The sequence below is a fragment of the Sphingomonas zeicaulis genome (assembly GCF_050433225.1).
Lineage (GTDB): Bacteria > Pseudomonadota > Alphaproteobacteria > Sphingomonadales > Sphingomonadaceae > Sphingomonas_D > Sphingomonas_D zeicaulis.
This window is the reverse complement of sequence record NZ_JBNPXQ010000001.1, coordinates 1,361,684-1,379,261: the sequence shown is the minus strand read 5'-3', so window position 1 is coordinate 1,379,261 and position 17,578 is coordinate 1,361,684. Positions and strand designations below refer to the sequence as shown.

12 protein-coding genes are annotated in these 17,578 nt (G+C 64.7%); 4 read left to right on the top strand and 8 right to left on the bottom strand.

Features of this window, described 5'->3' with window-relative positions; genetic code table 11:
- The first annotated feature begins 259 nt into the window (after window positions 1-259).
- Window positions 260-979 (top strand): Crp/Fnr family transcriptional regulator, encoded by a 720-nt coding sequence (locus tag FHS96_RS06470; RefSeq protein WP_429588656.1) that lies wholly within the window; start codon window positions 260-262, stop codon window positions 977-979.
- 6 nt (window positions 980-985) lie between these two features.
- Here the strand turns inward: FHS96_RS06470 and FHS96_RS06465 are convergent, their stop codons facing one another.
- The 4 genes from FHS96_RS06465 to FHS96_RS06450 form a co-directional block, all read right to left on the bottom strand.
- The gene (locus FHS96_RS06465) at window positions 986-1,963 is read right to left on the bottom strand and encodes an alpha/beta fold hydrolase (RefSeq protein ID WP_429588655.1); all 978 of its coding nucleotides are present in this window, start codon (window positions 1,961-1,963) and stop codon (window positions 986-988) included.
- Between the two features lie 75 nt (window positions 1,964-2,038).
- Entirely contained in the window at window positions 2,039-2,992 is a 954-nt protein-coding gene (locus tag FHS96_RS06460) for a DUF481 domain-containing protein (protein ID WP_429588654.1), read from the bottom strand.
- A gap of 18 nt (window positions 2,993-3,010) precedes the next feature.
- On the bottom strand, window positions 3,011-3,487 hold the full coding sequence (locus FHS96_RS06455; protein WP_429588653.1) for an RNA pyrophosphohydrolase: 477 nt from the start codon (window positions 3,485-3,487) through the stop codon (window positions 3,011-3,013).
- Window positions 3,484-4,482 (bottom strand): alpha/beta hydrolase, encoded by a 999-nt coding sequence (locus FHS96_RS06450; protein ID WP_429588652.1) that lies wholly within the window; start codon window positions 4,480-4,482, stop codon window positions 3,484-3,486. Before FHS96_RS06450 ends, FHS96_RS06455 begins: the two co-directional genes overlap by 4 nt.
- A gap of 57 nt (window positions 4,483-4,539) precedes the next feature.
- On the opposite strand from FHS96_RS06450, the gene FHS96_RS06445 reads away from it, so the two are divergent.
- The 3 genes from FHS96_RS06445 (at window position 4,540) to FHS96_RS06435 (ending at window position 7,666) form a co-directional block, all read left to right on the top strand.
- Complete coding sequence (locus tag FHS96_RS06445) at window positions 4,540-5,433, top strand: histone deacetylase family protein (RefSeq protein WP_429588651.1); 894 nt, start codon at window positions 4,540-4,542, stop codon at window positions 5,431-5,433.
- Between the two features lie 63 nt (window positions 5,434-5,496).
- A complete protein-coding gene (locus FHS96_RS06440; RefSeq protein ID WP_429588650.1) occupies window positions 5,497-6,909 on the top strand; it encodes a DNA recombination protein RmuC in 1,413 nt (470 codons plus the stop codon).
- 61 nt (window positions 6,910-6,970) lie between these two features.
- Window positions 6,971-7,666 (top strand): HAD family hydrolase, encoded by a 696-nt coding sequence (locus FHS96_RS06435; protein ID WP_429588649.1) that lies wholly within the window; start codon window positions 6,971-6,973, stop codon window positions 7,664-7,666.
- Window positions 7,667-7,815: 149 nt separating this feature from the next.
- Here FHS96_RS06435 and FHS96_RS06430 read toward each other — a convergent pair whose 3' ends face one another.
- Genes FHS96_RS06430 through FHS96_RS06415 form a run of 4 tightly spaced genes read right to left on the bottom strand, consistent with a single transcriptional unit; the run spans window position 7,816 to window position 17,542 of the window.
- Complete coding sequence (locus tag FHS96_RS06430) at window positions 7,816-12,129, bottom strand: hypothetical protein (protein ID WP_429588648.1); 4,314 nt, start codon at window positions 12,127-12,129, stop codon at window positions 7,816-7,818.
- Entirely contained in the window at window positions 12,129-14,159 is a 2,031-nt protein-coding gene (locus FHS96_RS06425) for a hypothetical protein (protein ID WP_429588647.1), read from the bottom strand. The genes FHS96_RS06430 and FHS96_RS06425 overlap by 1 nt, the downstream gene beginning before the upstream one ends.
- 3 nt (window positions 14,160-14,162) lie before the next feature.
- On the bottom strand, window positions 14,163-16,151 hold the full coding sequence (locus FHS96_RS06420; protein WP_429588646.1) for a GlcG/HbpS family heme-binding protein: 1,989 nt from the start codon (window positions 16,149-16,151) through the stop codon (window positions 14,163-14,165).
- On the bottom strand, window positions 16,151-17,542 hold the full coding sequence (locus tag FHS96_RS06415) for a multiheme c-type cytochrome (protein WP_429589652.1): 1,392 nt from the start codon (window positions 17,540-17,542) through the stop codon (window positions 16,151-16,153). The genes FHS96_RS06420 and FHS96_RS06415 overlap by 1 nt, the downstream gene beginning before the upstream one ends.
- Window positions 17,543-17,578 lie beyond the last annotated feature (36 nt).

Genomic DNA, 17,578 nt, shown 5'->3' with positions numbered 1-17,578 from the left:
GCGGGTTCCCGGTACAAGACTGAGAAGGGGAGGGAGGAGTTGATCCAGCGGATGCAAAAGGAAAATGTCTTACCGGCAGCTTTGTAAACACAATCGCCACAGATCGGAGCGCCGATAACATTTGTTGAAGCCAGAATCGGCGGCTGGGTGCTTTCGAACTTCCGGACGCGGGGCGCGTGTTGGCCTCGACGTTCCTGGAGACGGCATGCAGGTTCCGAAGCATTTACCCGCGTTACGATTATGGCTGGAACGCCTGCAGATGCGGTCGAAGTTGAGCGAGGAGGAGCAGGAAGCGATCCTGCAGCTTCCGTGTGAGTCCCTGGACGTCGCGGCGAACCATGATTTCATTCGGTTCGGCGAGGAGCGGCGTCAGGTCTGCCTTGTCGCCGAAGGGTTGGTGGGCAGGTTCGCCCAGACCGCGGCAGGCGCGCGGCAGATTTTCGCGCTGCACATTCCCGGCGACATGGCGGATCTCCATTCGCTGGTCGCACCGGAAGCGAGCACGGGCCTCCAGGCGTTGTCACGATCGACCCTGCTCACGATTCCGCATGCGGCGCTGTTGCCACTGCTCGAACTTCACCCCCGGATCAGCCGTGCATTCTGGCGCGATTGCGTTGTCGATGCATCGATCCTATCGACTTGGGTCCTCAATCTCGGGTGCCGGTCCGGCGGCGCGCGGCTTGCCCATCTGCTGTGCGAGATGGCGGTGCGCTACGCGCTGATCGGCCGTGGCCGCGAATTGCGCTTCGACCTGCCGGCGACCCAACTCCATCTCGCCGAATGCACCGGGATGACCTCCGTCCACCTCAATCGGATGATGATGGAGTTGCGCAGCCGCGGCCTGTTTCGCACGAGACCGCCGACAATCGAAGTCTTGGACTGGAAGGGCCTGACCGATCTTGCCGGCTTCGACGCCAATTATCTCTACCTGTCGGAGACTGCGGCCGAGCAGGTCCGGCTGGCGTTGCGCGTTCGCTGAGCCCGATCAGCGCGCCAATGCCAGCAGCAGATCGCGGTGGAAGCGATCGGGCGCCTGGATCTGCGGCGCATGGCCGAGATCGGGATAGGTGATCAGCGCCGCGCCGGGGATCCGCTTTGCTGCGTCTCGGGCAAGCACCGGATAATCGCCCAATGTGGCGGCCAGCGCCTTGTCCGCGCGGTCTTTGCCGATCGCGGTATTATCCTTTTCGCCGATGATCAGCGCGGTGGGCGCCTCGATCCGCTCCAGTTCGTGGACGACCGGCTGGTTGAACACCATGTCCGACGTCAGCGCCTGATGCCAGGCGATGGTGGTGCCGTCCGCACCGGCATACATCGAGGCGAGCATCTCAACCCAGCGATCATAGTCCGGCCGCCAGCTGCCGGCATAATATGTGCGTTGCTGATAGGCGCGGATCGTCGCGGCATTGGTCTTGCGCTCGCCAGCGAAAAGTTGGTCCACGGTGGCGTTGGGCACGCCCTTGGCGCGCCAGTCCTCAAGGCCGATCGGGTTGACCAGCACCAGCTTTGAAACGCCGGCCGGATATTGCAGCGCATATCGGATCGCCAGCATGCCGCCCATCGAATGGCCGATGACGATCGGCTTCTCCACGCCCAACGCGTCGAGCAACGCCTTGCTGTTCGCCGCTAGCGTGTGAAAGCCATATTGATAGCGTTCAGGCTTGGTCGACTTGCAGAAGCCGATCTGGTCGGGGGCAATCACGCGATAGCCGGCCGCGGTCAGCGCCCGGATCGTGCCCTGCCAGGCGCCTGCGCAGAAATTCTTGCCGTGAAGCAGCACCGCGGTTCGGCCGTTGGGATGCGCGGCAGGAACATCGAGATAGGCCATCTCCATCGCGGCGCCCTGACTAATGAAGCTGTGGCGTTTGACCGGCCAACCATAGTCGAACCCGCCGAGCATCGCGTCGGCCCGCACCGCATCCGGCGTGGCGCCAGCGGCGAGGCCGAAGATGGCTATCGACATGAGAAGGCGGCGCAGCGGCGGCATTATCACACTCCGATGATATCAAGATCGGGTCTTAGATTACTGCCCTAAGCCTCAGAAATCATAAACCAATGATGCCCGGCTGGTGGTGTCGAGCTGCTTGCGCTCATTGATCGGCTGGCTTTCGAATTGCACATTGTAGCTGAACCGCGCGGAAAGCGGGCCGAACAGTTTCGCCTTCAGCGCGGTCTGGCCGATCACCGAACTGTTGATATGGTCGGCATAGAGCGACAGCTCATGATCGAGGCTGACGGTGCGGCTGAGCTTCCATGCAAAATCGACCGACCCGCGCGCGGCGATTGCCGTTTCGGTCGGCGCCTCGACATAATTGGTGTAGCGGAGCGCCGGGCCGGCTTCGAGGTCTAGCGTGATGTTGCCGTCGAGGGCGCGATAGCCAAGGCCGAGCGATGCGGAATAACGGCCGGCATAGCCGAGGAAGCGATCATTTTCATATTGGACGATGCCCACGGCATAGCCCTTGCGTGAAAATTTATAATTCGCTTCCAGCGAGCCCGTATAGCGTTCGCGCGAGGTGACGCCAGCGCTTTCCTGGTAATCTGCAGTGGCGGCGGCGTTGTTGCGCCAGCGCAGTCCGTCACGGTGCAGTCGCACCGCGCCGCTGACGCCGGCATTGTCGGTGTTACCTGTCGTGCGAAAGCCGCCAAGCTCGACCTGCCCATCCCACAGCTCATAGATCGGCGCATCGCGCACCTTGGCAAGCTGCGCCGCCACCCGCGCTTTCTTGCGATTGTCCGCCATCGCCTGGAACTGTTTGGCGCGATCAGGCGCCTGGGCAGAGGCGAACTTCACGATTGCGTCCATCTCCGCGTCATTGCCCTTGTCGACCGCGTTTGCCACCATCTGTTGCAGCGGGTCTACCGGCGGCGCCTCGGCTGGCGCTTCCGGCTTGGCTTCGGCATCGACGGCGCCCTTCAACGCCAATTGCGCGAAGGCGGGGGGCGCCGCGGCGATCGCCAGAAACGCAACGGTCCAGCGGGTAAGCCGCATGTGCTACTCGGTCTCCGTTTACAGATAGGGGCGGAATTCGTTGAGGATAGCCGAATAGAGTTCGCGTTTGAAGGGCACGATCAGGTCGGGCAGTTCCTCGGCCTCGGCCCAGCGCCAGGCGTGGAACTCGGGGTGCTCGGTTTCCAGCTTCACATCGGCATCGGTGCCCAGAAAGCGCATCAGGAACCAGGTCTGGCGCTGGCCGCGATACCTGCCCTTCCACAGCCGCCCAACCATGTCGGCGGGCAGATCATAGAGAAGCTCCTTGCGCGAACAGGCGATCACCTCGACCAGATCGGGGCGGATGCCGGTTTCCTCCTCAAGCTCGCGCAACGCGGCCGCCTGCGGTTCCTCACCCTCGTCTAGCCCGCCCTGCGGCATCTGCCAGGCGGCGAGCCGCGTATCGATGCGCTGGCCGACGAACACCTTGTTCGCGTCGTTAATCAGCATGATGCCCGCAGCAGGGCGATAGGGAAGGGGGGCGGGGTCGGTCATATCGTGCGTGAAGCCTCTGCCACTACGCGGTTGGCCTCCGCCTCGGCGATCATCGGCCTGAGCGCGATGAGCGCGCCGGCAATGTCGCCGACCGATGAGGGGATGCCTTTGGCGAAGTTGATGAAGCCGTGAATATTGCCCACGGCCTCGCGGAAGATCACGGGCACGCCAGCATCGATCAGCGCGGCGCCAAAGGCACGGCCCTGATCGCGCAGCGGATCAAGGCTGGCAGTCACCAGCAGAGTCGGTGGCATCAGCCGCTGGTCGCCGAGCAACGGCGATCCGCGGACGTCGAGCGGATCCGGCCGATACTGCTCGGTGAACCAGTTCATCGATTCGATCGTCAGCATGTGGCCGGCGCCGAACTGCGTCACCGATCCCCATTCGCGCTCACGCAGGTCAACGGCTGGGTACATCGGCATCTGCGCGATGACCGGTGCCGCGGCGGGCCGATCACGCAGCGCCATCGCGGTGACGATCGCCAAGGTCGCGCCGGCACTGTCGCCGGCGAGCACGAGACTGGTCACGCCGCGCTCCAGCACCGCCGGGCCGGATGCAGCCCAGCGTGCAGCACCCTCGCAATCGTCTGGGGCGGCGGGCCAGGGATGTTCAGGGGCAAGGCGATAGTCGATCGCGAGCACGGGCAGATCGAGCAAGGCTGCCGCACGCGTGCAGAAGGGTTCGTGGCTGTAGAGCCCGCCGACAACGAAGCCGCCGCCATGGAAGAACAGCAGCAATGGGCCCGGCTCGCGCCGTTCGCGCGCATCATAAAGCCGTGCCGGCAACCCGCCCGCCGGCCCCGGCACGGTCAGATCGCGCACCGTCTCCAGCGGTTCGGGCTCGGCATCCGCCACCGGGCGCATCGCGTTGATGAGCTGCCGCGCCGCCGCCGGTTCGAGTTCATGCAGCTTCGGACCGGGGGCGCTGTTCAGATAGGCGAGGAACGCCGCCACGTCCGGCCGGACATAGGGGGCGCTGTCGACCGGCGGGCTCATGGCGTCTCCAATGGGTTGCGGCTGGCGGTGGCGCATCGCGGCCCCTACCTAAGGGCGATGACGCACGTCGTCCACCACCCCGGCTATCGATCGCTGCCGAGACCCGGCCAGTTCCCTTGGGACAAATATATGCTGCTGATCGACGCGCTGCGAGACGATGGCGGCCCGCTGACCTTGCACCAGCCCCAGCCGATGCCGCGGCACTGGATCGAGGCGGTGCATGATCCCGCCTATGTTGCCGAGGTGATCGAACTCCGCGTGCCCGCGGAGAAGGAACGCCGGATCGGCTTTCCAGTGACCGAGCCGGTCGCGGCGCGTGCGCAACTCACCCCGGGCGGCACCTGGCTCGCCGCGAAGCTCGCGCTGGCGCATGGCCATGCCGCCAATGGCGCTGGCGGCAGCCATCATGCGCTGGCTTCGACGGGCGCCGGCTATTGCGTGTTCAACGATCTCGCCATCGCCGCCAACCGGCTGATCGAGGAGGGGGATGCGGCGCGCATCCTGATCGTCGATGTTGACGTACATCAGGGTGACGGCACCGCTTCGCTGCTCGCAGGACATCCCGAGATCGCCACCTACTCGATACACGCAGAGAAGAACTTCCCCGCCCGCAAGGCGCGCTCGACATTGGACGTTGGCCTGCCCGACAACACGGGCGACGATGCCTATCTCGATGCGCTGGCCGCAACGCTCGGGCCCTTCGCGAAGAGCTTCGCGCCCGACCTGATCCTGTATCAGGCCGGCGTCGATCCTCATGTGGAAGACAAACTCGGCCGGCTGGCGCTCACCGATGCGGGCCTCGATCGGCGCGACGTGCTCGTCGCCCGGCTCGCGCGTGATCTGAGCGCGCCAATCGCCAGCGCCCTGGGCGGCGGCTATGGCGATGATCGCATGGCGCTTGCCCGTCGCCACGCTGCCAGCATCCGCGCGATCGCTGCCGCACTGGCCTGAGGCGCTTGCCAAGGGGTGGGCGGGGGCGTTAAGTTCGCGCTTCGTTCCGTTTGTGGAGGTTGCGTGGATCCGGGTATCGCCATCGTCGCCATTTTTCTCGCGCTTGGAATCGGCTTGGCGCTCGGTTGGCTGATCTGGCGTGGCGGCGCGGCCGAGGTGCCGGGACTGCGCCAGGCGATCGAAGCCATGCGCAGCGAGCGCGACACGGCGCGGCTCGACCTCAGCACGGCGCGTGCCGCCGCTGACCGACTGCCGGCGATCGAGGCTGCGCTTGACAATGCCCGTCACCGCATCGCCGAACTGGCCGAGGCCAATGCCGGTTTCGTTCGCGGCGAGGAGGAGCGTGCGGCGTCGCACGCCGCGCAACTCGCCCAGCTCAAGGAAATGGAGGCCAAAGTCGAGGACCGCTTCCGTCATCTTGCCGGCCAGGCGCTGACCGAGGCGCAGAGTCTGCTGCTCAAGCGCGCCGATGAGCGTTTCGCTGAACAGGGGGCCAAGAGCGAAGGCCAGTTGCGCGCGCTGCTGTCACCGGTCGAGGCGACGCTCAAGCGCTATGAGGAGGGGCTGCAGAAGGTCGAGGCAGCGCGCGTGGGCAGCTATGGCGAGCTCAAGACCGCGGTCGCGCAGCTCGTCGCTGGCAATGAGGTCGTCCGGCAGGAAACGCAGCGACTGGCGAATGTGCTTCGTTCCAGCCCCAAGGCGCGCGGGCGCTGGGGCGAGGAGCAGTTGCGCAACATCCTCGAATCTGCCGGGCTTGCCGAGAATGTCGATTTCTCGCTGCAATCGACGGTCAGCGACGGCGAGAAGCAACTCCGCCCCGATTGCGTGATCAACCTGCCAGGTGACCGCTGCATCGTTGTCGATGTCAAATGCCCGCTCGTTCACTTCGAGCAGGCCTATGACGAGGAGGATGAGGGGCGTCGCGCGGCATTGCTGCTGCAGCATGCCAATGCGCTGAAGGCCTATGCCAGCGATCTCGGCCGCAAGGGCTATTGGCGGCAGTTCGATCTTTCCCCCGATTTCGTCATCATGTTCGTGCCGGGCGAGCATTTCCTCTCCGCCGCCGCCGAGCGTGCGCCCGACCTGATCGATGGTGCCTTCCGCCAGGGCGTGATCATCGCCTCGACCATCAACATGCTGGCGCTTGCCAAGGTGATGGCGGGGATGTGGCGGCAGGAAGCGCTGGCGGCGCAGGCGCAGGAAGTCGCGGAGGTCGGAAAGGAACTCTATCGCCGCCTGACGACGATGGGCAATCACGTCCACAAGCTTGGCCGCAACCTGAATCTCGCGGCGAGCGCCTATAATGATTTTGTCGGGAGCCTCGACAGCCAGGTGATGACGCAGGCGCGCCGTTTCGAGGCGCTAAAGGTGGATACCGGTGGGAAGTCGATCGAGGCACTGCCGGTGGTCGATACGGCTGTGCGCGTCTCGACGAAGCTGCTGCCCACCGAAGCGAGCGCCGACGCGGCAGAGTGATGCGGCGGCGCGCATATTCGATCCGTGGCGGCGCCGTGTGAGCGCTGCTATTCCGACACGCATGACGATCGAACTCATCTGCCTCGATGCGGACGACACGCTCTGGCACAACATGCGCCATTTCGAGGCCGCAGAGCAGGCCCTGCTCGAAATCCTGAAGCCGTTCGCTGATGCGGGCGTAACGCGCGAGAGGCTCGAGGCGGTCGAGATCCGCAACCTCACGCTGTACGGCTACGGCGCAAAGAGCTTCACCTTGTCGATGATCGAAGCCGCGATCGAGCTGTGCGGCAGCGCGCTGAGCGTGCGGCAGATCTCCGAGATCCTTGCCGCCGGCCGGGATCTGCTCGCACACCCGGTGGAACTCTTGCCCGGCATCGAGGAAACGCTGGATGCGCTTGCCAATCGCGGCCGGCTGGTGCTCGTCACCAAGGGCGATCTGCTCCATCAGGAGGCCAAGCTTGCGGCCTCGGGACTGGGCGATCGCTTTCACGGCATCGAAATCGTCAGCGACAAGAATGCCGGCACGTTCCACCGGTTGTTCGCGCGCTATGACGTGAACCCCGGCCGCGCAATCATGGCCGGCGATTCCATGCGATCCGATGTCTTGCCAGCGCTCGAAGCAGGCGCATGGGCGGCCTTCGTCCCCCAAGCGCTGGCATGGAGCCATGAGCGCGCCGAGGCGCCAGCCGCGCATGATCGCTTCCGTCAGTTGGCGTCACTCAGCGAGTTGCCGGACTGGATCGATCAGATCGGGTGACGCTCGCGGCTTTCTCTCAGGCGCGCTGCCGCGATACTTGAGGATCACGCCGCACAGCGATCCGGCGAAGTGCAGGAGATGGCTTCGGGGGCTTCTCAACGTTGAATAAGTGCACGCACTTCCGCTGAGGTGGAACGTCCCTCAACGCATTACTTGCCCGAAGCCATCATCATCCCAGGCACCCACGCGGTCATGTCAGGCTTGTCACTGACCTTGTAAGGCACGCCGCGGCGCGTGAGGAACAACCGCTCCATCTCGCTGCGATTGAACGGCCGGGAGCCGAGGCGGCCGAAGACCGCGATCTGCCCGCCGGTCTCGTCCACCGCGCGATCGCGATCGAGTCCCTTGGACAGCGCGAGCGCGGGGCTCGGCGTCCGTGCCCACGCGATCAGTTCCGGCACCGGCTTCGGCGAGAAGCCGTAGAAATTTGGCTGGCTGCCGGGGCTGGTGAGTTGGATGACCTTCAGGCCATTCCGGCCGTCTGCGACATAGGCGAACAGCGAGGCGTTGGTGGTGCCGACGATGACGTCCTCGGCGTCGTTGAGCGCGCCGTTGAACGTCACCTTGTCGACGATCTTCTGCGCCTCCGGGTTCGTGATGTCGACGATCACGAGGCCATCAGACTTTGCCGCGACATAGGCGTAGGTGCGCGCCAGATACACGCGACGGGCGTCGGCGAGCGGGATCGTTGCCTCCGGGATCAGCCGCGGCGCGGTCCAGCGGTCCGGCTTGGTCGGATCGGGATCGACCGAAAGACCGGTGATGTCCACCACCTGGAGGCCGTCCGCGGTGGTCACCCAAAGATAGCGGAACTGAAGTGCAGTCGCCCGGGCGTCGCGCAGCGGGATCGTCGCGACATGGACGGGCTTGAGCGGATCTTTGAGGTTCAGGATCACCAGGCCGGCGTCGGCCGCGATATAGGCGTAGCGGCCGCCCAAGGTGATATGGCGCGCGCCCTTCAATATGCCGCCGGCGTTCCAGGTGAGCGCCCGCTTCAGCTGATTGTTGCGGAACTCGCCGTCGGCCATCGTATCGATGTCGACGACGACCAGACCTTCGACGCTGTCGGTGATGAAGGCGTAGCGATAGAGTTCCTCCAGCGCCTGTTCCTCATTCTCTGGGAATTCGGTCAGGATCCGTTTGTTGCGCGCCATGCTGATCGGCTGCGTCGTCGCCAGTGCCATGCAGGTCGCATTGCTCGTTTTGACATGCGTGTCCTGGCCCAGCGGCGAGAAGGGCGCCGTCACGATCCGCTCAGAGAAGCCCTTGTTGCCGATCGAGGCGACATCATAGACGCGGAAGCCGCTCTTGCCCTCGGCGACATACATATATTCGCCGCGAAGCTGCAGGCAGCGCACCGCATCGGGCGTGCCCTGGACGACGTTGGCGAACTGCTCCAGCGCCTGCGTCTCACCGCTCAGATTCTTGTCGAATGTCTTGCCGCGGGTCCATTCGACCAGCTCGCGCTTGTTGCGGTTGACGTGCGCGTCATACCAGTCGGGCGACGAATAACGATGAAGATAGGATCCGATCACCGCCTGCGGCTCGTCCCACTCGGTCACACGGATCGCCTCGAAGCCGCCCTGCAGGCCGGTCCAGGCATGGAGTCCGACGAAGTTCACGAAGTTTGTGCCGAGCAGCAACAACTGCGACATGATCGCATTGTTGTCGTTCGCCGCGGAGAGGTGGCAGTCCGTGCACACCTTGGTCTCGGTCTTGCGTACCGTGTGCGGGAAGTGGGGAGCGAACGCCTGGCTCGAGAAGCCGGCCGCGCTGATCGGCGGCTGCTGCACATAGATGCGCTCGCGGTTGATGTTGGTCGACGACAGGACCAGCGCCGAAGTCGAGCGCACCGGCGCGATCTGGTTCCCCTTGGTCGTCTGATGCCGACCGAGCTGGAACATGTCGTCGCGCGCGACCTGCGGGTTGTAGGTCGCGAAGTTGCGCGTCTCCAGCCCATCATATTTGTGGCTGGTCGTCTTCCAGTTCGCTTCGATCGGCAGATGGCAGCCGCCGCAGCTCGTCGTCCAGCTCAGATGGCAGGTGAAGCAAGCCATTTCGTCCGGATTGTGCGCGCGGTCGGCCGGGGCGACGCCCGGGCCGAAGGCGAACGTCCCGTCTTCGGCGCCATGCTTGCTCATCAGCTTGGCGCGGGCAGCGCGCGGGTTGAACAAGGGCACGCCCTTATCGTCGAGCACATTTTCAAGGTTGCGATCGACCGCGTCCTTGACGAGGCTGACAGTCCACTTGAGTTCGGGGTCGACGATCGAACGCTGGATCAGCGCGCGGCGGCCATGCTTGTCATAGCCCCACTCGAAGCGGCGCTCGCCATTGGCGTTGCGGAGCAGCGCGAGGTTGGTGCCTTGCGGCCGCGCCGCGACGTTGGAGGTCAGCAGGGTCGGGTAGGCGTCGGCGGTGCCGTGGCAATCCTTGCACCCGATCTCGACCGCGTTGGCGACCTCGCCCTGGATCAGGCCATTGCCATGGCTGTCCTGAGCGAAGTGGCAGTCGGCGCACTGCATGCCGACCTCGGCGTGGATATCCATCATGTGGACGGTCTTGCCGGGGTTGGTACCCGGTTCGACGAACTGGCCTTCACCCGCCTTGCGGAACTTCTCGGGGTCGTCGGGCGAAACGATCTTGCCGTCCGCATCGAGCAGATTGCCCTCGCGATCACGCTTCAGGATCGATCGGAAATTCCAGCCATGGCCGTGATAGTCGGCGAACTGGGTATCCTTCGCTTTCGGATTGACCGTGTCATAGACGTTACGAAGGAAGGACATATTGCCCCAGCGCCCGCGCGTCGCGGCCATTTCCGGGTTGCGGTTGAGGATCTCGTGAGCCTCGGCCGCGGTCGGATATTTCTGCTTTACCGGCCACATCAGCGGCGCGTCGGACTCATAGTCCCACATCGTGTAGCCGAGGAAGCTGTTCAGGAAGATGTTGGGCTGGTGCATGTGACAGTTCATGCACTGCGCGGTAGGGATCGCGCGGGTGAAGGTGTGGCCGATCGGATGGCCGCGTTCCTTGATCATCCGGCCTGCACCGTGCTCGCCGCCGGCGGCGCCATGCGGGCCGGCGGGGGCCCGCGCCGCGATTGCTACATCCTTCATGCCAACGCGTGTCATATCCAGATCATGGCCTTCGCCGCTCGCAGCGCCATAGGCCCGGGGGCTCTTGCCCTTCAACGCGACGGTCGCGGGATGATCGGGTGCGCCGGGGCAGGCGAGATGCTCCCCCTTGGCGTGCGCCTTCTCGATCTTTTTCGCATGCGGACGAAGCGCCTCTTCCTCCTCCTCGGTCGGATCGTCGCATTCCATCTTGGATGCGATCGTCGGATCCTTGGAGAAGCTCTGCCCGTCACGACCGAACTTGGCGTAGGTCAGGCTGTGCCGCGGCTCGCGATCGTTTGCGTAGATCACGTGGCACGACGCGCAACCCGAGGAGCGATAGTCACCCGGCTGGTCGTTGGTGCCCAGGAACCAGGTGAACGGATCATTGAGGCGCGTCTTGTGGATGTTGAGCACGGGGATAGCGACTCGCAGACCCGTGCCGGGCCCACGGTTGGACTGCTTCAGATCCGGTCGGCCGGGTTCCTCGAGCCGCTGGATGTTGCCCGAGGGATTGGGTAGCGCGAGTTCGGGGAAGGCGCTGGAAATATTGCGACCGCCGCGCTCGAACACGCGGAACACGTCGCCCGGCGGGATCACGTGCCATGTCGGCAGCGGATAGAGCAGCGGCAGCGCGCCACGCTTCTTCTGCGCCTCGCTCACCGTCCCGTGCTGGCCGGTCTCGCTCGGCGATACGATCTTCGCTGGCTCACCGTCGCGCGTATAGGCCTCGCCGAACGCATAATTTTTATAGGGGACAATGCCGTTATTGTAGGCCGCACCGCCCCATAGCATCGCGCCCGAGGCCATCAGCGAGCGTTCCGCGGCCTCGATCACCTCGATATGGCAGGCACCGCAGCTATCGCGCGCAACGCGATAGTCCGAAGGGTTCACGAACCGGATGAACTCCGGCGATTCCTTGTTGAGCAGCGTGTAGCTCTGCTTAGGGTTCGCCGACGACGGCCAGTTCCAGCTCTTGGGGTAGCGCGGCAGCACGTGCGCGGCCTTGATCCGGTCGACATAGCGCGGATCGGTCTGGGCGAGGCTCGTATCTACCGAGGCCGGGTCGATCTGGTTGCCGCCATGGCAGTCAATGCACGACAGGTTGACCGCAGGGGTCGCGTGCATCGTCTTCTGGTCACTCTCGGTATGGCAGGCGACGCAGCCGGCGTTCATCTTCTCCATGTCTTCATAGGTGCGGTCCGACGGCGCGGGCGCATAGAAGGCATAATCGATCTTCTGCGGCTTTTCCGCATCGGACGCGAGCGACATCGCGGACGGGATGACGAACGCCGCAAGCAGCGCGAAGCGCGCGCGGGCGAGGGCTTTGAGGAGGGCGTTCGCCTTCAGCATCAGTAGGCCAGGATCACGTTGAGGAGGACCGAATAGTAGCGGTCATCCCCGTGGTTGTTGGTAAACAGGTCGGCAAAGCCCTTCGAAGGGTCAAGCACCGCGCCCGAAAGGCGGAACACGATGTTCTGGTTGCCCTTCGGCCGCCAGATCGCCGCGGCCGACAGATCCCAGCCGATCGACTTAGGGATGCTACCTTCGTTGCGCAGCGCCTGCAGCGAACTCGTATTCTCGAACCACATATGATTGACGTTGGTCGAGAGCCGGAACGTCGGCGTGATGTCGAAATCGGTGCCAGCGCCGAGCAGCATGAAGCCCGGATTGTTGAAGTTGGACTGCCCCTGTTCCTTGGAACTGCGCAGCGACGGCAGCAGGCCGTTGCGGCCGTTGACGCCCACCGCGCGACCGCCGCCGGCAAAGGGGATCACCTGGCGGATCCAGTAGCTGGTATCGGCACCCGCGATGATCGGGTTTTCGAAGATCGCGTCGAACCCGCCCAGCGTGTCGTCATACGGATCCTTGTCGCCCGAGGCGTAGACACCGGAAAGCCGGAAGCGGATCCAGTCATGATCGTAGCTCGCCTCGGCCGCCGCGAAATAGGCGCGGATGTCGGCGGGCCGGCTGGTGAAGAAATTATTGCTGATCTCGCCGAACGCGCCGTAGATCTGCGCGGACAGGTTGAGCCGGCCGATGCGGCCGTCCACCGCATAGCCCGGATAGAAGACTTCGTAGCGATAGGCGCGCAGATCACCCAGCAGCGAAGGACGGATCGGGAAGCCGTTATCGTCGATCGCGATCTCGTCTTCCTCGCGATTGATGTTGAACGCCGCGATCGCCTGACTGGTGAGGCCGACCACGGGGAAATCCTGCCGGAACAGATTGCCGAAGATCACGACATCGTCGCGCGGCCGCTGATAGACGTCGTTGAGGCCACTGTTGGTATCCTTGTCAAACCGCCAGATCGCGCCGACGCTGTACTGGAAGCGGTTGTTGTCGCGCGTGCCGAACAGGCGGATCGCGAGATTGTTGTCGTTGAACAGGAAGCCACGAAAATCGAGCTGCAACGGCTGAATGCCGACCCGGATGGAGTCGAAGTCGAACCGATCCGACGTGTTGCGAATGTGATAGTCGAAGAAGAATTCCTGCACGCCGACGAAACCGTCATGGCGGTGCGTGGGGTAGCTTGGCTCGACGCGCAGCACGCGACGCTCGCTGACGTCGACATAGTTGGTGTTGAACGCCAGTGCGACGCGATACTCGATCTTCGGCGGCTCGTAGGCTGTCGAGCCCTTGGTCAGCGCCGCGCCCAATATGACGGTCTGCGACAGCAAGAGGCTGTTGGCGCGGCCGAAAACATCGTTGCTCCCCGGATTCTGCACCGACTGGCGATTGACCGGCTGCGGAAAGCTGCGCGGCTCGACCACAGTGTCCGAGATCGCGTTGAGCGTCAGGAACCAGTCGTCCGACTTGAAGCCGAGGAATTTGGGGGTGCGGCACTTGGGCAACTTTTCACGCCGCCGCCGTTCGCGCTCTTCCTCATTTTGTAGGCAGAGCGGCCGATCACCCTTGTAGGTGTTCTGGTTGTAGGGATCCCACCAATGCTCACGCACGAGGCCAAGCGATTCGACCAGCCGCCAGCGATCGGGCAGCGGGAACTCGTCGGTCGGGAAGGCCTCAGGCGGGGGCGGGCGGACCGCGCCGATATTGTCCTGTTCGATTCGTTCAGGCAGCCGGCGCTCCGAACCGGGGCGGCGGCGGCCTGGCAACAGACTGTCGTCGGCGTCAAGTTCCGGCGCGCCATCGGGCGGGGGCGGTTCATCCGCGGACGATGTGGGCGGCGACGCGTCTTCAGCAGACTGTGGCACACCATCGCCCGAGGCCGCCTGGGTGACGTCTCCCGTCACCGCGACTGAGGACGGGGTTGCCTGCCAAGCTACCGCCTGATCGGCGATCAGCAACGGGGGTGCGTCGACCGGCAAAGCATCGCCGCTCATCAGCGCGAGAATGGGCAAGAAGGGCGTGGCGACGCTCATCCGCTATTTGTCCTGACACGCATTCTGGTCGCTGGTGTCGAGGAACGGCGCGAATGGGCATTGCACATAGAGCAGCCGCGCCTGACGATTGCCGACGGGCACGGTGATGCGGTCGGCACGCATCTCCGGTGGTGCGTTGCCGATTGCGCCATTAACGCGCAGTCCGCCGAAATGCGTGCCGAGGAACGAGATCATATCGTCCTGGTCGATGCCGTCACCGGAGATGCCGATCGCTCCGATCAGCGCGTTGCCGCGATAGATCGGCATGCTGCCGGGGAAGATCTGCGCGCCATTCTGCAGCCGGTTCCGCCCCGGCGCAAACTCGGGCAGGAAGGTGCAGACCTCGCGCGTGTCGGCGGGGTTCATCCCGTCGACGAAGAAGATGTGCGCGGCCAGATTGGTGATGATCAGCGCCGATTGCAGGCCCGTGGAGAACGGGTTGAAATTCTCGATCGGGCGCGACAGTGGGCCGTTAGGGCGACCGACCTCACCATCGGGGAAGAAAGGCCGGGAGAGGTTTCCGCCCGCACGATCGCTGAACGCCACCTTGCCGGTCAGCGCGGTCTCGTCGTTCAGGAATGTCCGCAGCCGCGGCACGAACTCGCGGATGTCGGGAATGGTGTTCTGCTGCAGTTCGTCTGCGGCGAAACGGCTGGAGAAGAAGGCCGCGGTGCGCGCTTTCTGGAGCGACACGTCGGTGCCGAACACCGGCGCATCCGGCGCGCGGACAACACCCAGCACCTGACCGCGGGTATCGACGAGGGAGATCGTCACTTGCGCCCGACTGTCGAGCGGGCGGCGAATCTGTGCGCGAGCGCGCGACATGATCGTGAACGCCTCTTCCAGCACCGCGCGCGATTCGGCGAGCGTCAGCGGCTGGGAAACTTCGGCGCTGTCGGTGCCGGCGCGCACCGGGAAGCGGTTGTTACCATTGCCATCTGTCAGGATGAACGCGTCGCTGTTTGCAAACTCGGCGCTGGTTGCCTTCCGATAGCCGGAGGCCTCGGTGCCATAAGGCGTGCCGGCGAGCACCACCGGATCGGGTGCGCCGACCTGGTAATAGCCGCGCACTGCGGTCAGCCGGCCGATCGCGCTGTTGTTGATCGCCGAGAAAGGCGGCGCAGACGCAGGCGTGCTCTTGAAGTTCGCGGCGGTCGCGTCGGTGAAACGTAGGGAGGTGCCGTCGATCGTGATCCGGTTGGCCTTGATCGTTTCGGACGGCTCGAACCCGACCGAGCCAGCGAGGGCGACGAATTCTTCGCCATCCTCGTCGATATTGGTGACGTCGGGATCGTCGGCATAGTTGCCGTCCGCCATCACCCCGATCGCGCCGACCACGACACCGTTCTTGTAGAGCGGGATGCCGCCTGGATCGGCCGAAAGACCGAGCGGAGAGCGCTTGGGGCCGATGAAGGCGGAGGCGGCCGGCGCCGTCGCGCTGTAGCGGTTGACGAGATCGGAGCAGGGCAGCGAACTGAACTGCACACCGAACAGTGGGCCGCTTTCGAGGCCTGCGGTGTTCGGTCCTGGCGGGAAATGCTCCTTCACGATCATGCTCGCGGTGCGCGTCGTGAACGCGTTGCCGCTACTCGACAGATAGGCGCCGGTGATCGCCTTCGAGATAGCACCCATCGAAGCGGGGAAATTAACGTTCTGTACGTCGAGATTCTGGCCGTTGGGCGCAGGCTGTGCGGTCGCGCGCGGCCGAGCTCCGGTCATGGTGTAGACTGCCAGCACATTGCCGACGCGATCGACCACCGCGATCACCGCGGGCAGGTTACGCGCCTGCGCCTCGGCGACGGCGCGAGCAAGGATGCCCTGCACGTCGGCGACGCTCAGCGCCTCGGCCGCGGGAACCTGATAGCGGCCCGGTGATGGGGTGGGGGAGGGCGTCGGCGTCGGCGTGCCGCCGCTGGCGGTGCCGCCGCCACCGCAGGAGGCGAGGAGCAGCCCGGCCATGGTGACCGCCGCGGTGAGTTGAAGCCGCCGCATCAGCGCAGCGTCCGGATCGTCCTCACCGCGCTGCCAAGCGCACGGCGGAACTCAACTGGCCGGTAATCATTGGGATCGCGCACCGCGCCATAGGCGACATTGACGTCACCGCGGATCGAGGTCGCAGCACCTGCCGGGATCTGACCGGAATTCACCAGCGCATTAAGCAAGGTGTCGACCGCCATCACCGCCTGCACGCTGCCTTCATAGTCGGTGTAGCGCTGGCTGATCGCCTCGCTCGAAACGCTGTCGATGATCGCGAACACCTGCTCGCGGCTGAAGCTGGCCGCGGAGAACGCCGAGGCGAGTGCCTGCGCTGTGCCGCGCAGCTTGGCTGCCGCCGTAATTGACGAGGCGCGATCCTTGGCGAGCGCGGCGTGGAAGGCACGACTGTCGGCGTCGAGCCGCCCGGCGAGCGCCGGTGCCGCGATGCGCGCGGCGGCGCTCAGCATGATCATGTTCTCATCATTGTAGGGTGGCATGCCAGCCGGGATCGGACGGCCGGGATTGGCCAGCTTTTGCGGACGCGCGTCCTCATCGTCGAAGATGCGGCGATGGCAGCTATGGCAATCAAAGAAATAGAATTCGGGGAAGACGCCCGCGCCGCCGGTCGGCTTGCCATAAAGGTCCAGCGACCGGTCCAGCGCCATCGCTTGGCCGACTGCCCAGAAGCGGACATTGTTGGTGCGGCCGCCCTTGCGCTCGATATAGTCGCGATCCTCGTCATGATGCTGCTGCAGCGTCGAGAAGAGATCGAGCTCGAACGCGATCCTGGGATGGCCGGCCGCCATGATCCGGTGATTGACGAACTGCCCCTTGCGGGCAGAGCCGAAGTGGCAATCAAGGCAGACCGAGGCGCGTTCCGCCGGATTTTCCAGCGCGCGCATGCCCATCTGCACATTGCCGCGATGCGTCGCGCCGACCGAATAGTGGCTTTGCAGCCAGTTCTGCGCGCCGCCATGGCACGCCTCGCAACCGACGCCATCGCTCAACTGGAAGCGCGGACCACGGCCCGCAGGAGCCGGATCGGCGTGGCACCCCAGGCATTCCGAGGAACTGCTGGCCGAACCGATCCCCATCCGTGCGGCGATCGCCTGGCTGCGCGCCGACGCCAGCACGGCATAGGCACGGCTATGGGCGCCGCCTGGGGTCGACGGCTCCTGCCAGCGCATCAATTCGTCCTGGCGTACGATTCGGCCGTCGGCCTCCTGACGGCCATGGCACGTCGAGCCGGAGCAGGATGCTACGCCAAGGTGAAGATTTTCGGTTGAAGCAGGTGCGGCGACGGCAGGTTCACCGCGGCCGAAACCAATCAGTAACGCAAAAGCTGCAAGCGACAGACAAAGCGCGACAGCGCCAATCCAGGCGCGCGCGCGCAGCGCTTCCGCCATGTCATTGTAACGCATCGCCACCCCGCTCGGCCCTGA

Excerpts from the sequence above, each read along its gene's own strand:
- FHS96_RS06470 (WP_429588656.1), top strand. The coding sequence starts at position 260 with ATGCGGTCGAAGTTGAGCGAGGAGGAGCAGGAAGCGATCCTGCAGCTT.
- FHS96_RS06465 (WP_429588655.1), bottom strand. The coding sequence starts at position 1,963 with ATGTCGATAGCCATCTTCGGCCTCGCCGCTGGCGCCACGCCGGATGCG.
- FHS96_RS06460 (WP_429588654.1), bottom strand. The coding sequence starts at position 2,992 with ATGCGGCTTACCCGCTGGACCGTTGCGTTTCTGGCGATCGCCGCGGCG.
- FHS96_RS06455 (WP_429588653.1), bottom strand. The coding sequence starts at position 3,487 with ATGACCGACCCCGCCCCCCTTCCCTATCGCCCTGCTGCGGGCATCATG.
- FHS96_RS06450 (WP_429588652.1), bottom strand. The coding sequence starts at position 4,482 with ATGAGCCCGCCGGTCGACAGCGCCCCCTATGTCCGGCCGGACGTGGCG.
- FHS96_RS06445 (WP_429588651.1), top strand. The coding sequence starts at position 4,540 with ATGACGCACGTCGTCCACCACCCCGGCTATCGATCGCTGCCGAGACCC.
- FHS96_RS06435 (WP_429588649.1), top strand. The coding sequence starts at position 6,971 with ATGACGATCGAACTCATCTGCCTCGATGCGGACGACACGCTCTGGCAC.
- FHS96_RS06430 (WP_429588648.1), bottom strand. The coding sequence starts at position 12,129 with ATGCTGAAGGCGAACGCCCTCCTCAAAGCCCTCGCCCGCGCGCGCTTC.
- FHS96_RS06425 (WP_429588647.1), bottom strand. The coding sequence starts at position 14,159 with ATGAGCGTCGCCACGCCCTTCTTGCCCATTCTCGCGCTGATGAGCGGC.
- FHS96_RS06420 (WP_429588646.1), bottom strand. The coding sequence starts at position 16,151 with ATGCGGCGGCTTCAACTCACCGCGGCGGTCACCATGGCCGGGCTGCTC.
- FHS96_RS06415 (WP_429589652.1), bottom strand. The coding sequence starts at position 17,542 with ATGGCGGAAGCGCTGCGCGCGCGCGCCTGGATTGGCGCTGTCGCGCTT.